Source organism: Ancylobacter amanitiformis (genome assembly GCF_030814815.1).
Taxonomy (GTDB): domain Bacteria; phylum Pseudomonadota; class Alphaproteobacteria; order Rhizobiales; family Xanthobacteraceae; genus Ancylobacter; species Ancylobacter amanitiformis.
On the sequence record NZ_JAUSVR010000009.1, the window covers coordinates 94,694 to 108,630 of the forward strand.

The 13,937-nt window shown below is 69.1% G+C and carries 9 protein-coding genes; 3 read left to right on the forward strand and 6 right to left on the reverse strand.

The window, feature by feature from the left end; all coding sequences use genetic code 11:
* Positions 1-16 precede the first annotated feature (16 nt).
* The 4 genes from QOZ99_RS14340 to QOZ99_RS14355 all read right to left on the reverse strand — a co-directional run bounded on the left by QOZ99_RS14340 (position 17) and on the right by QOZ99_RS14355 (position 6,028).
* A complete protein-coding gene (locus QOZ99_RS14340; RefSeq protein ID WP_306890672.1) occupies positions 17-1,687 on the reverse strand; it encodes a hypothetical protein in 1,671 nt (556 codons plus the stop codon).
* A gap of 233 nt (positions 1,688-1,920) precedes the next feature.
* Positions 1,921-2,733 carry a phosphonoacetaldehyde hydrolase gene (gene phnX, locus QOZ99_RS14345; RefSeq protein ID WP_306890673.1) on the reverse strand — a complete coding sequence of 271 codons (813 nt, stop codon included), beginning with the start codon at positions 2,731-2,733 and terminating at the stop codon, positions 1,921-1,923.
* A gap of 20 nt (positions 2,734-2,753) precedes the next feature.
* Positions 2,754-3,869 carry a TIGR03364 family FAD-dependent oxidoreductase gene (locus QOZ99_RS14350; RefSeq protein WP_306890674.1) on the reverse strand — a complete coding sequence of 372 codons (1,116 nt, stop codon included), beginning with the start codon at positions 3,867-3,869 and terminating at the stop codon, positions 2,754-2,756.
* A 254-nt stretch (positions 3,870-4,123) separates the two neighbouring features.
* Complete coding sequence (locus QOZ99_RS14355; protein ID WP_306890675.1) at positions 4,124-6,028, reverse strand: tetratricopeptide repeat protein; 1,905 nt, start codon at positions 6,026-6,028, stop codon at positions 4,124-4,126.
* A gap of 279 nt (positions 6,029-6,307) precedes the next feature.
* Between QOZ99_RS14355 and aptA the strand changes: the two genes are divergently transcribed.
* Positions 6,308-7,657, forward strand: coding sequence for an omega-aminotransferase AptA (gene aptA / locus QOZ99_RS14360; RefSeq protein WP_306890676.1), 1,350 nt, complete (start codon positions 6,308-6,310; stop codon positions 7,655-7,657).
* Between the two features lie 58 nt (positions 7,658-7,715).
* On the opposite strand, the gene QOZ99_RS14365 is transcribed toward aptA, so the two are convergent.
* Positions 7,716-9,326, reverse strand: coding sequence for a peroxidase family protein (locus tag QOZ99_RS14365; protein WP_306890677.1), 1,611 nt, complete (start codon positions 9,324-9,326; stop codon positions 7,716-7,718).
* Between the two features lie 133 nt (positions 9,327-9,459).
* On the opposite strand from QOZ99_RS14365, the gene hrpB reads away from it, so the two are divergent.
* Positions 9,460-11,949: an ATP-dependent helicase HrpB gene (gene hrpB, locus QOZ99_RS14370; protein WP_306890678.1), complete on the forward strand. Its 2,490-nt coding sequence runs from the start codon at positions 9,460-9,462 to the stop codon at positions 11,947-11,949.
* Positions 11,950-12,189: 240 nt separating this feature from the next.
* A complete protein-coding gene (locus QOZ99_RS14375; protein ID WP_306890679.1) occupies positions 12,190-12,417 on the forward strand; it encodes a hypothetical protein in 228 nt (75 codons plus the stop codon).
* 140 nt (positions 12,418-12,557) lie between these two features.
* Here QOZ99_RS14375 and QOZ99_RS14380 read toward each other — a convergent pair whose 3' ends face one another.
* Positions 12,558-13,877 (reverse strand): hemolysin family protein, encoded by a 1,320-nt coding sequence (locus tag QOZ99_RS14380; protein WP_306890680.1) that lies wholly within the window; start codon positions 13,875-13,877, stop codon positions 12,558-12,560.
* Positions 13,878-13,937: the final 60 nt, after the last annotated feature.

A 13,937-nucleotide genomic window follows, 5' to 3' on the forward strand; every position in this document is an offset into this window, starting at 1 on the left:
GCGGCGCCGTGCCCCGTCAGCTTGCCGCCTGCGGCGCGGCGGCGGACGGCGGCGCGGGCGGAGCCTCGCGCTCCTCCACTCGCGGGCTGAGATCGGTGAACAGCAGATGCGGCGGCACGCCGAGCACCAGCGCGATCTTGTCCTGGTACTCGCCCTCGACCGGGCTCCTGAGCGCGCTCCACGCGGCCACGCGATCGTCGCTCACCACGAGACGGCGGGCGAGGTCATGCACCGCCATTCCCTCGGCATTCGGCTTCAGCCGCGCGGCAAGGCCCACGGCCCAGCGCGGCGTCTGCCGGATGGAGGCGCCGCCGATCAGGCTGCCGGCGGCACGGCTGGCGGCGAAGATGACCTGATCCGACATCAGTCCCGCCCCGATCGCGACAAAGGCCACGAAGAAAGGGCTGAGCGTCGATGTCTCGGACGAGGACCCGCCGCCGGAAATCACCATCAGGCCCGAGCGGAACAGGATGAACAGGAGCACCGCGCAGACCATGCCCTGCGCGGGCTCGATGAACAGATCGGACCATTTGATCGTGCGGGCCGGCATGATGTGCCAGAACAGGATCTTCAGCATCGCCCCCATGGCGCCGCCGAACAGCAGCAGCCACGCCGCGAGGTAATCGGGCGGGCTCAGCAGGAGAAAGCGGGCCACGCCGCCGCTGATGTAGTTGTAGTTGCGCAATTGATTGACCAGATCGAAGCGGTGCTGATCGGTCATCGCGTCCGGATTGGCCCGGCGCGCCGAGAATGGAGGCACCCCCACAGCGCCCTGGCTCGGCGGCTGCGCATCAACCGGCATTCCCGGAGGTGGTGCTCCTTGAGGTGGTGTTCCTTGAGGCGGTGTCGCCGGTGGAAGCGCGGCGTTGACCGGTGTCGCCGGGGGCGGCGTGTCGGTCGGGGGAGCCCCCGCGCCCACCATGGGCGGCGCTTGCGATACCGATGACGGGATCGCCGTCTCACTCAGAGCCCCGCAGTCGAGATCGCTGGCCCGGCTGTCCTTGATAAGCGAGGCAAGTATCGCGGCTTGCGCGCAGAGGGACGTTGCCTGCACCCGCGCGGCGTCTTGCTTCTGCATCAGCTCGGTAATGAGACGATGATTGAGCCGGGCGATCTGGACGATATCGTCGGAGAAAAGCCCGATATAGGCCTGATCGCCGCCGGGCCGGCCGAACCCGGCGCTGGCCGGCCCGTCAGCGGCCGCGCGATTGGCCGCATGCTCCATGTGGTTGACGAAATTCCGGAGAACGGTGGCGGCAAAGCCGGGGGAATTGGGCGATCCGCTGGCGGGCGGGCGCGAGTGCGACGTCCTGGACAATCCATCGTTCACCGACGCCGACGCGATGTCGAGGGCCCCATCGAACGGCACGCTGCGCAGGAAGATCCAGCACTCCTCCTGCAGGGCACCCTCATAGCGCGAGCACACGCGATCTGTGCGGCCGAACCTCTGCGTCTGCGCGTCGAGCAAGCTGCGCCACGCCGCATCGAACTGCGCGCGCAACTCCTTGTACCGCAGCACCGTCGCGTCGAGCTGGTCGAGCGTTTCGGCCTGCTCGGTAATATCGCGCGACTGGATGGTGGGCTGAAAGCTCGCCAGCCGCCCCTGATATTCGATGAAGGCCATCAGCATCGTCACGATGAGCACGAGGCCGATGCTGATAAAGGCCGCCACGCCGGCGATGATCACCTGGCGCGTCTCGCTCGGGGGTCTGCTCCAAGGCAGTTGAGGAGGTACCACCATCGCATGCCCCCGAACGATCCAAGGATGCAGATCAACACCTTATGTTACTTTAAGTTGTATTTTTTATCGGCACAAGTCCTGCACGATCGCCCCCTCTTCCGCGGCAGGAAGCGTTCGCATCCGAACGCGCAGGCCCGACGTCAAGGGAGATGGCGGGCGTCAGATAGGATGGAAATCCCTCAGGGCCGCACCCCCGCCGCAAGGCGGGCTTCGATCGCGTCCAGCACCGGGAGCAGGTCCGCCACCGTATCGATGACGAAATGCGCGCCCGCCGCGAACAGTGCCGCGGACGCGCGGGCCCGCAGCGCCGCGCGGTCATCGGGCGCCAGCTGGTCGAGTTCGGCCTTGGACAGGCCCGCCGCATTGCCGGAAAGCGCGAGGCCCACCGTCCAGGTGCCGGCCCCCAGCCCCTCGGCGATGCCGGGCTCGGTGTCGTCCAGCTTCACGCAGGCGGCGGGCGGCCACACGCCGATATCGGCGAAGGTGCGGTACATCATGAGAGGGCTCGGCCGCCCGGCGGCGAGGTCGCCCGCGCACACCACATTGTCCGGCGCATAGCCGGCGGCTGCCGCCAGCGGTGCCAGCACCTCCATGATCGGGCGGGTATAGCCGGTCGTGGAACCGATCTTCATGCCGCGCCGGCGTGCCTCCGCCACCACGTCGAGCAGGCCGGGGATGAGATCGGCATGGCGCGGGATGACCTCGACATTCAGCGGCTCGAAAATGGCGAGCACACGGTCGATATCGGCCTCGGTCGGCGCGGCGCCGTGCGCGGCCTGCCAGCGCGCGGCGATGTCCGGGCTGTGGAGCAGCGCCGCCACATGGTCGCGCTTGGGCAGCCCCATGGGCCCGCGCGCCTCGGGGATCGAGATCGTGACGCCGACCTGCCCGAAGGCCTCCACGAAGGCGCCCATGGGCGCGCGCGAGCCGAAATCGACGGCCGTGCCGGCCCAGTCGAGAATGAGCGCCTTGAGCGTCGAAGCCTCAGCCATGTCCGTCTCCCCTGTGTGCTTCAGTCGAACAGTTCCGCGATCGCCTCTTCGGCGATGGCGAAGCCGGTGGAGGCGCCGGTGCCGCTGGTCACCACCACCAGCCGGATCGCCTCATGCGGCCGGTCGATGAAGGCCAGCCGGTCGGCGGCGGAGGCGTAGGTGCCGAGCCAGCGCTCGACGACCGGCGGCCGGCGGCCGAACAGCGCGGCATATTCGTCGAGGATCAGTTCATCGACGAATTCCGGCGCGAACGGATCGGGCGTCGCCCCGTAATGATGGCTGTCGCCGACGACCAGCGAACCATCGGCCGACTGCACGACGATGAGATGAACGCCATGGGCGAGATGCTCGGCCTGCTCGGTTTCGAGCCGGCGCCGGAGCGGCTCGGCCTCGGGCAGTTCGGCATAGCCGAGATAGCGCGCGAGCGAGAGGTCGGTCATGACCGAGCCGGGCAGCCGCCCCGCCGCGGGATCGCGGACGCGCAGCATGTGCAGCTTGCAGCGGGTGACGCCGTAGAGCTTGAAGCGCTCCTCGAACAGCGTGTGGAAATCATCGCCCGGCGCCACCACGATGCGGGCGGCGCTCACCGTGCCGCCCGAGGTGACGACCCGGCCCGGCTCCACCGCCGTCACCGCGCTCTCCCGCCGGAAGGCGACGCCGTTCGAGGCCAGCCACGCGGCGAGCCGGGGGATAGCCTGACGCGATTCCACGCGCATGTCGTGCGGGCTCCACAGCGCGCCGGAAAGCGCGCCATTCAGCGCCGGCAGCCGGTCGCGCGCCGCGTCCGCGGTCAGCAGTTCGCAGCCCTCGCCCATCTCGGTCGCCCGGAAGGCTTCCAGCACGGGCATCGCCTCGGGCCGGCGCACGGCCACGAGCAGGCCGCGATGAATGACCTCGATCCCCGCCTGCGGGGCGATCTCCGCCCAGATGTCGCGCGAGCGCACCGCTCGCCGCCAGCATTCGCCGCGCTGCTGGCCGGTGACGGTGACAAAGCCGAAATTGCGCACGGACGCGCCGTTCGCCTGAGCATCACGGTCGATCACCACCACCTTGAGGCCACGGCGACGCGCGGCGATGGCGTGGCCGAGCCCGACGACGCCCGCACCGACAATGGCGAGATCGTAGCTGTCCGACATGAGACTGTCCCGGTTGGAAACGGCAGATGAGGCGCCCGAACATGGAACGCTTCCGATCGGAACGCTCTTAGAGCATGTTCCGCAAAAGTTGAATGACTTTTGCGATCAGAACATGCTCCAGCCCATTGAATCTAGAGCATTTTCTTGTCGATCAGATGGTTCCATCCGATGGGAAAAGGCTCCAGCCGCTTCGACCCCACGGCGCCACGCGACCTTTCGGCAAGGACAATCTGGGGAGCGCCGAGCCCCGCCACTCAGTTGGCCGAGGCGGAGGATTTCGACACCGGCAGGCCGAGCTGGGCGAGATCGGCGCGCACTCGGCGGGCGACGTCCGGATTGGGGAAGAAACGGGCGATCATCATGTCCGGCTCGCTGCCCCAGGCTGGTGCCGTCTCGATGAGCTTGCGCAGATCGGCACGCGCGGCCTCGGTTTCGCCGGCCAGTTGATCGGCGAGCGCGCGCGCGAGAAGGCCCGGCGCGTAGCCATCGCCCATCAGTTGGTCGGCCGCTGCCGAAGCGGCCCGCGCATCGCCGCGCAGATAGGCGGCGATGACGCGATGATAATCGACCGAAGGCGGCATGCCCGGCACGGCCTGCGCGGCGCTGGCCAGCATCGCCTCGCCGCGCTCCAGCTCGCCCAGCACGATGAGGCGCCCGCCGACGTCGGCCAGCACATCGATATCATAGGGGTTGAGCGACAGCGCGGTCTCACCGGCGGCAATCGCTGCCCCGCGCTCGCCCCGGAAGAAACGCACATCCATCAGCGCCCGCCGCGCATAGGCGCTGGTCGGCGCCAGATCGACCGCCTGCTCGGCGGCGGCCAGCGCCCGGTTCAGGGCCGGCGTCGCGGCCTGCGGACTGACGCCGTTGCGCACCTCGTCGAGGCTCAGCTCGGCCAGCAGCGCGTAGCCGAGCGCGAAGGAGCCGTCCGCCGCCACCGCCTGCTCCAGGCAGTGATGCGCCCGCTCATGATCGGCCGGCAGGTAGGACCGCCAGTAGGAATAGGCCATCAGCGCGCAGCCATAGGGCCCGGCCTTGGTCGGCCCGCCCGCCGCGATGACGCGGGCGCGGGCGCGGGCCTGGATGATGCCGTAGGGTTCCGCGATCGCGGCCATGATGTCGCGCACCAGCGAGGCCTCGGCGATGCCGGTATCGCCGCCGCGGCGGATATCGTCGAACTCGTGCGACCAGACGATGGTGCCGTCGCACAGGTCGGAGAGGCGCAGCAGCAGCGAGAGGCTGCCATCGTCATGGTTCTCCACCAGCCCGGCAAGGGCGAAGGCCGAATCGGGCGAGACGCCTTCCGCGCCGCAATGCAGCGCCGGCCGCGCATCGGGGCTCGCCAACACGTCCAGCAGGTCGAAGCGGGCCAGCGCGTCGCGGATGCGCACCTCGATCGCCCGCGCCGCGAAATCGCCCGCCGTCACCGCCTGCGCCGCCCCCGTCACCTCGCTGGGCGGCAGCGGCGTGCCGCCGGTCGAATCGAAGGTGCGCACCTCCACCATGGGCACGCCGAGGCGGTTGGAGCGCTCCAGCGGCTTCAGCATCGCCCCCGCCACCAGCGCCCGCCAGCCGCCGGGGTCCACCACCTCGACCGTCACGGTGGCCACAACCATGAGCAGGAGGAGGGCGAGCCCGGCAATCATCGTCACCCGGCCGAGGCGCAGCCGCCGGCGGACCGGCATTTCCGGCACCACGAGTGTTGCAGCGGCCTCCGGTCTCGTGGGCTCGGCCACCGGCGCCTCGCCGGCGGGCTCGCCCAGCCGGCGGGGAACGAATTGCGGCACATAGGAGCCGCGCGGCACGGCGATCTCGATTTCGTCGGCCGCGCCGGCACCGGCATAATAGCGCTCCAGCGCCCGTCGCAGCCGCGTCGCTTCCACGCGCACGATGGGATCGGCCTGCGGATCGAACGAGGCGTCACGCCCCAGCGCCTCGACGGCGATGGTATAGCCCTTGATCGCCTCGCGGCGCCCCTCCAGCGTCGCCTCGACGATGAAGCGCAGGATATTGGACAGCTGCGGGGATGAACGAAGCTCTTCCGATTCCAGCACGCGCGCCAGCGCCCGGCGCGCGGAATCGGCGCGGACATCCTCCGGCGTTCCCTCCGGCGGCACCAGCCCGGCTTCCGTCAGATCGGCTGATGCGCTGTCGGACACTCGCGAAATCCCATGATCCTGCCTTGGCCCGAGGATGAGGACACTTCTAGGCAAAGCAGTGACGTTAGGTGACTTTAGCACGGCTTGCGGCGAGTTGATGGCCGCGAGCGCCGACAGGGTCAAGGCACCGGGGGTTGGCGCCGACGATGGCAGAAGCGAAAGTGATCACATCATCATTATTTCTCGTGAGGCCACCACTGCCCACGCATTATACATGACCGAAAGCAAGCATGACGACGAGTGGCCCCGCCGAGGGGCCACCTGCACCGGAGCTCACCCATGTCTGTCGCCTATGATATCGATGCCAGCGTCTCCGCCAGCCCGAACGACCTCGAGGCGTTCTGGATGGGCTTCACCGCCAACCGGGCGTTCAAGCGCCGCCCGCGCATGGTCTCGCGCGCCAAGGACATGCACTATTTCACGCCCGAAGGGCGCCCGATCCTCGACGGTTCGGCGGGCCTGTGGTGCGCCAATGCCGGCCATAACCGCCAGCCCATCGTCGAGGCGATCCAGCGCCAGGCGGCCGAAATGGACTTCGCGCCGACCTTCCAGTTCGGCCATCCCCTCGCCTTCCGCGCCGCCTCGCGCATTGCCGAGCTGGCGCCGGGCGACCTCGACCACGTGTTCTTCTGCAATTCGGGCTCGGAGGCCGGCGACACCGCGCTGAAGATCGCGCTCGCCTATCATGCGGTGCGCGGCCAGGGCACCCGTACCCGCCTCATCGGTCGCGAGCGCGGCTATCACGGCGTCGGTTTCGGCGGCATCTCGGTCGGCGGCATCTCGCCGAACCGCCGCTTCTTCGGCAGCCTGCTGCCCGGCGTCGACCACCTGCCCCATACCTATGACCGTGAGAAGCAGGCCTTCTCCAAGGGCGAGCCGGAATGGGGCGCCGAGCGCGCCGACGCGCTGGAGAACCTGGTCGCGCTGCACGATGCCCAGACCATCGCCGCCGTCATCGTCGAGCCGATGGCCGGCTCCACCGGCGGCCTGCCCGCGCCCAAGGGCTATCTCAAGCGGTTGCGCGAGATCTGCGACAAATACGGCATCCTGCTGATCTTCGACGAGGTCATCACCGGCTTCGGGCGCCTCGGCACCCCCTTCGCCGCCGAGCGCTACGGCGTCATCCCGGACATGATCACCTTCGCCAAGGGCGTCACCTCGGGCGCCGTGCCGATGGGTGGCGTGATCGCGCGCAAGGGGCTCTACGACACGTTCATGAACGGCCCGGACCACGTGATCGAGCTGTTCCACGGCTACACCTATTCCGGGCACCCGCTGGCCTGCGCCGCCGCGATCGCCACGCTGGACGTCTATCGCGACGAGGGCCTGTTCGAGCGCGCCAAGGCGCTGGAGCCGACCTTCGCCGACGCGGCGATGAGCCTGAAGGGCAAGCCCGGCGTGCTTGACATCCGCACCGTCGGCCTGGTCGCCGCCTTCGACATGGCCCCCAAGGCCGAGGGCCCCGGCAAGCGCGGCTATGAGGCGATGGAGCACGCCTTCCATGAGGAAGGGCTGATGTTCCGCGTCACCGGCGACACCATCGCGGTGAGCCCCCCGCTCGTCATCAGCGAGGCGCAGGTCGGCGAACTCGTCGAGAAGATCGGCCGGACCATCGACGCGGTGATGTGAGCGGAAGGGCCGGCGCTCGCCGCCGGCCCTTGTTATCTGCGGAACGCCTGGGCGCGCCCTAACCCAGAGGGTTGAGCAGGTCTGCACGGCCCTTGAAGGCAAATGACAGCAGATCGGCCATGCGGAAGGGCTGCCCCTCGGGCACCAGCGTTGGGCGCCACTCCGGCGTGCGCTGGATGGAAATTTCGCTACCTTGCGTGGCGCGATGAAACACTTCCGCGACGATACGGCCACCGACGCCGGTTAACACGCCCTGATTGCACTCGGCTTCGCGCAGCACATAGATCCAAAGCGGCGTTGCCGCCAGGAATGCGTCCCTTTCCTGCGTCGGCAGGTTCGAGAAATCCGCACCTCCCGCGCCGACCAGCAACTGCTCGTTATCCAGCGGGGGAAGGTTGAACAGGCTTGCCATCTGCTGGCCGCTCGCGAGTTCGACCATGTTGGCGCGCATGAGATTGCGGAAGGCGAGGTTCCGTTCGATGGGCGCGTCGACCTTCTCATCACCGAACGAGCCCGGCGGAAGCGTGCGAAGCGGATCGACGATCGAGGTGTCGATACGGCGGATCACATTGAACTGGTCGCCCGTCACCGTCAGCTCGGGCCGACCGGTCACGCCGAAATCGAACAGCCGCCGCATGTCGACGATCCAGTTGGTCGGCAGGCGCTCGAAACTTCCGCTCTCGGGATCGCCCTCTACGCTGTCGGGCGAGAGGGTGCCGCTGGTGCCGGAGAACTGGAACATCAGACCCAGCGTCGCGGGGACAGCACCGGAGTTGAACACGCGGTTCCACTCGTAGCGTTCCCGGATCATGCTGTGTCCCAGCCGGTAGGCCCCGACGGAGAATTCGATCGGCATCGTTGCCCGATCGCCCGGCAGCGGCGCGTGCTCGAAGAAGCGCCGACCGAAGGAAAGAACGTCGGAGAGAATGTCGCCATCCACGATCAGCGGCAGGAATTCGTGCCAGAGAACCCACTGGTAATGGCGCACCACTTCCTCGCGGGCGCGTTCGAAAAGCACCGCGCTCGGCGTTCCGGCATCGGCGAGCGACGTCACCATTTCATTATGGAATCGCATCATCGCGAGATGAAACTGCGCGACGATCAGGTTTTCGTCGTTTCGCTTGTCGGCAATAGCGGCCTTGCGGCGCTCCGACTTCTTGGAGCCGAAGCCGACCCGCGGCAAATCGAACCCATCGAGGTCAAAATTGGCGTTGCCGAACGTGGTCCCCTGGGTTGTGCCCATTTTGAACCGGATGCCATCGGCATACAGCCCTGCGCTTTCGATATCGTTGGGACCATTGCCGTAGAGACAGTCCAGATCCAGCGCCGGCGAGCGCCCCTGCAGCAGATCTTCCACCGAAACGGCGCTGCCCAGCTTGGCGGAGGTGCGGTCGAAGGTCAGGTCATGGTCGACGAACTGGCCGAGATAGGTGAAGCCGGCCGGTATCGCAGGAGCCGAATCCTGCTGGGGCCCCGCGATCATCGCCTCCGCCAACGTCTCCAATAGGCTCCGTGGCAGCACGCCACCTTTGGACCCCAGCCGCGAAAAGCGGAATTTTCGCGTCTCCGCCTCCGTCGAGGCCGGCAGCGTTCTGGGCTGATGCTGATCGTCAAATCCGAGAATGCCCTCGCCGACAACGAAAAAATTGTCACGATTGTGCCGCTTCATGCCCACCCCCCCATTATGCAACTTATAAGGGAAGTTTAGCTCAAATTTTAACAACTAAAAGTAGCATTTTCGTTTTCTGCCTGTTCCCGTCAATTAGTGGCGCTTCGGGGCTCGGCGCTTTAAGTCTGGCGGCATGACCCCCTCCTTCCCCTCCCACCTGCCCATTGACGACACCCTGCCCGCGCTCACCGCCGCGCTGCGCGCGGGCTCGTCCGCTGTCCTCGTCGCGCCGCCGGGAGCGGGCAAGACGACGCGGGTGCCGCTGGCCCTGCTCGACGAGCCGTGGGTGGCGGGCGGCAAGATCCTCGTGCTGGAGCCGCGCCGCATCGCCGCGCGCGCGGCGGCCGAGCGCATGGCCTTGAGCCTGGGCGAAAAGGCGGGCGAGCGCGTCGGCTATCGTGCCCGCTTCGGCTCCAAAGTCGGGCGCCAGACCCGCATCGAGGTGATCACCGAGGGCATCTTCACCCGCATGATGCTCGACGATCCCGAATTGTCCGATGTGGCGGGCGTGCTGTTCGACGAGTTTCACGAGCGCAGCCTGGACGCCGATCTCGGCCTTGCCCTCGCTCTCGATTGCCAGTCGGCGCTGCGCGAGGATCTGCGCATCCTCGTGATGTCGGCCACGCTGGACGGCGCGCGCGTCGCCGCGCTGCTGAAGGGCGCGCCGGTGATCGAGAGCCTCGGACGCGCCTTCCCGGTCGAGACGCGCTATCTCGGCCGCGATCCGCGCGAGCCGATCGAGCGGCAGATGGCGGGAGCGATCCAGCGCGCGCTCGCCGCCGCGCCGGGCTCCATTCTCGCCTTCCTGCCCGGCGCCGCCGAGATCCGCCGCACCGAGAGGGCGCTGCGCGAAGCCGTGCGCGATCCCACCGTCGATATCGATCCGCTCTATGGCGCGCTCCCCCCCGCCGAGCAGGACCGCGCCATTGCCCCCGCTCTTCCCGGCCGGCGCAAGGTGGTGCTCGCCACCTCCATCGCCGAAACCAGCCTCACCATCGAGGGGGTGCGGCTGGTGGTCGATAGCGGGCTCGCCCGCGTGCCGCGCTTTGAGCCGGATGTGGGACTGACCCGGCTGGAGACGGTGCGCGTCTCGCGGGCCGGAGCCGACCAGCGGCGCGGCCGCGCCGGCCGCACGGAACCCGGCCTCTGCTGGCGGTTGTGGAGCGAGCCGGAAACGGCGAGCCTGCCCGCCTTCGCGACGCCGGAAATCCTCGCCGCCGATCTCTCACGCCTCATGCTCGACCTAGCCATGTGGGGCGTGCGAGACCCCGCCACGCTGGCCTTCCTCGATCCCCCGCCGGCGGCGGCGATCACCGAGGCGCGCGCCCTGCTGGTCGCGCTCGGCGCGCTGGATACGGACGGGCAGGTGAGCGAGCGCGGCCGCGCCATGGCCCGGCTGCCGCTGGAGCCGCGCCTCGCCCGCATGGTGATCGACGGCGCGCGGCGCGGCGCGGGCGATGTCGCCGCGCTCATCGCCGCCATCGTCTCCGAGCGCGGGCTGGGGGGCGATGCGCCGGACCTGCTCCACCGCCTCGACGATCTGCGCCGCGATCGCTCGCGCCGCGCCGACGAGGCCCGCCGCCTCGCCGGGCGCTGGGCGGAGGAGGGCGAGCGAGCCGCCGGGCGCCTGCCGAGCCGGAACAAGGCGGACATGCCCTCCCCCGCCGTGCTGCTCGCCCTCGCCTTTCCCGATCGGCTCGGCCGCAGCCGTGGCGATGGTAGCCGCTTCGTGCTGGCAAACGGGCGCGGCGCCCGGCTCGACCCCGCGTCCCCGCTCGCCCGCGCCCGCTTTCTCAGCATCGCCGAACTGACCGGAACGGCGGACGAAGCGCGCATCCTGCTGGCGGCGGAACTGGACGAGGCCCAGCTCGAAGCGGAATTCGGCGCAGCCATCACCGAGCGCACGGAGACCGGTTTCGATGCCGCTTCCGGTGCCCTGCGCGCCCGGCGGGTGCGCCGGCTCGGCTCGCTGGTGCTGGCCGAGCGCACCGCCCCGGTCTCAGCCGGGCCGGAGGCGGCGCGCGCGCTGGCGGACGCGGCGGCGGCGCGCGGGCTGGAGCGCCTGCCCTGGTCGGATCACCAGCGCCAGTTGCTGGACCGCGTCCGCTTCCTGCACGCCAGCGCGCCCGGCATCTGGCCGGACCTGTCGGCGGACACGCTCGCGGCCACGGTCGAGGCCTGGCTGGCGCCGGCGCTGGAAGGGCTCACCGCGCTCGGCCAGATCGATGCCGACCGGCTCGGCCGCGCGCTGGCCGGGCTGCTGCCCTGGGAGCTTGCCCGCCGGCTGGAGGAGGACGCACCGACCCATTTCGAGGTGCCGACCGGCTCGCGCCTGCCCATTGACTATGCCGGCGAGGGCGGCCCGACACTGGCGGTGCGGGTGCAGGAACTGTTCGGCCTCACCACGCATCCGGCCATTGCCGGCGGGCGCGTGCCCCTCACTCTCGCCCTGCTGTCGCCGGCCCACCGGCCGATCCAGCTGACGCGCAACCTGCCGGCCTTCTGGAGCGGCTCCTGGCGCGACGTGCGCGCCGACATGCGCGGGCGCTACCCCCGGCACCCCTGGCCGGAAGATCCCGCGGCCGCCGAGCCGACCCGGCGCGCCAAGCCGCGCGGCAGCTGACACCAAGCCGCGCGGCAGCTGAAAAGCCGCCGGCCAGCTGCCGGGCCCGCACCTTCCTCGGAGTGCCCGGGCACCACCTCCGGCTGCAAAACATTAACCACGGACCAAGTCTTGCCGCCGCGCGCTGGCGCGGCGGAAGCGTTTTAACGCCCGATCAATCTCTCGGGCTCAAGGTGCCTCCACAATAAAAGCTGTCCCGAGACAGATGTGGATGCAGTCAAACGCAAGAAGAGTACGCCCATGAGAGAGTTGGCGGACAGGGAACTGGCGGGAGGCGATGTCGTGCACCGGCGGCGCGGGGCAGTCGCCCGCCGCCCGCACGGCACCGGCCTCGAATACGGCCTCATCGCCGCCGCGCTGGCGGTGGCCATCGTCACCGTCGTCGCGGGCCTTGGCACGCGCTATGGCGGCGCGCCGATCAGCCCGACAAGTTCGATGGCGAGCGGACTGGAGCGCAACCTGCGCTGACCTGCCGCGCGCGCGCCTGCCGAGGAGCCGCGCCCGAATCGAAACGGGGCCGCCGGGGTGAACGTTTTTACCCCGGCGGCCCCGTTTGTCGTTTCACGACGGCACCGGGCGCGTGGCCGCAGCCCAGGGCGCCCGACGTCCTACCCCATGACCGGCGCCCGCCGGCGCGGCACTACGGCGCGGCTGACCAGGATCTTGTCGACGCGCCGCCCGTCCATGTCGACGACCTCGAAACGCCAGCCCGTCGCCTCGAACGAGACGCCTTCCTGCGGCAGCGCCTTCAGCTCGTGCAGCACATAGCCGGCCGCCGTATGGAAGCCGGCATCCTGCGGAATGCGGATGCCGAGCACGTCGGCCAGTTCGTCGATCGGCGTCGAGCCGGCGATGAGGAAGCTGCCATCGGCGCGCTCCACCACATCCGGCTTCACCTGGCCGGCCTCGTCCAGCACCACCGAACCGGCAATGGCGTCCAGCAGGTCGGCGGGGGTGAGGATGCCGACCATCGAGCCATATTCGTCCACCACCAGCGCCAGCGGCGATTCCGCGTGGCGCAGCACCTTCATGGCGATCAGCGCGCCGGCGGTCTCCACCAGCACGGCGGCCGGCTTGACGAACTGGCGCGGGTCCGGCGTCTTGCCGTTGAGATAGGCTTCGAGCAGGTCGCGAATGTCGATGACGCCCACCGCCTCCTCCACCGTGCCCTCGCAGGCCGGCATGCGGGTGTGGCGGGTCTCGCGGATCGTCTGGCGCACCGCCTCGGGATCCTCGGAAAGGTCGATCCAGTCGATATCGGTGCGCGGCGTCATCACCGCCCGCACCGGACGGTCGGCGAGGCGCATGACGCCCGCGATCATGCGCCGCTCGTCGGGGTCGATCACGCCGGCGGTCTCGGCCTCGGCGACGATGGCGCGGATTTCCTCGTCGGTGACATGGCTCTCGTCGCGCTTGCCGCTTTCACCCAGCAGGCGCAGCACCACGCGCGAGGAAATATCGAGCAGCCACACCGCCGGCAGCGAGATGCGCGAGAGCAGCATCATGGCCGGCGCAATGAAGCTCGCCAGCTTTTCCGGGCTCTGCAGCGCCAGCCGCTTGGGAATGAGTTCGCCGATGATGAGCGAGACATAGGTGATGGCCGCGACGACCAGCGAATAGCCCAGTCCACCGGCAAGGCCCGGCGCCATGCCCTGCTCGCGCAGCCACTCGCCCAGCATGTCGCCGAGCGTGGCACCGGAAAAGGCGCCGGCCAGAATGCCGATCAGCGTGATGCCGATCTGAACCGTGGAGAGGAAGCGGCCGGGGTCGCCCGCCAGCGACAGCGCGATGCGCGCGCCCGCCGAGCCGTTATCGGCCATGGCGCGCAGGCGCGCCGGGCGGGCGGAGACCACGGAAAGCTCGGCCATGGCGAGAACGCCGTTGATCAGGACGAGCAGGATGACGATGGCGATTTCAAACAGGGGCATAGGGTTTGGGTTGGCAACCTCGTGTCGGCATTATGTACCACGGATACCGCCAATCGCCAT

Excerpts from the sequence above, each read along its gene's own strand:
- aptA (WP_306890676.1), top strand. The coding sequence starts at position 6,308 with ATGTCTGTCGCCTATGATATCGATGCCAGCGTCTCCGCCAGCCCGAAC.
- hrpB (WP_306890678.1), top strand. The coding sequence starts at position 9,460 with ATGACCCCCTCCTTCCCCTCCCACCTGCCCATTGACGACACCCTGCCC.
- phnX (WP_306890673.1), bottom strand. The coding sequence starts at position 2,733 with ATGGCTGAGGCTTCGACGCTCAAGGCGCTCATTCTCGACTGGGCCGGC.
- QOZ99_RS14375 (WP_306890679.1), top strand. The coding sequence starts at position 12,190 with ATGAGAGAGTTGGCGGACAGGGAACTGGCGGGAGGCGATGTCGTGCAC.
- QOZ99_RS14380 (WP_306890680.1), bottom strand. The coding sequence starts at position 13,877 with ATGCCCCTGTTTGAAATCGCCATCGTCATCCTGCTCGTCCTGATCAAC.
- QOZ99_RS14350 (WP_306890674.1), bottom strand. The coding sequence starts at position 3,869 with ATGTCGGACAGCTACGATCTCGCCATTGTCGGTGCGGGCGTCGTCGGG.
- QOZ99_RS14365 (WP_306890677.1), bottom strand. The coding sequence starts at position 9,326 with ATGAAGCGGCACAATCGTGACAATTTTTTCGTTGTCGGCGAGGGCATT.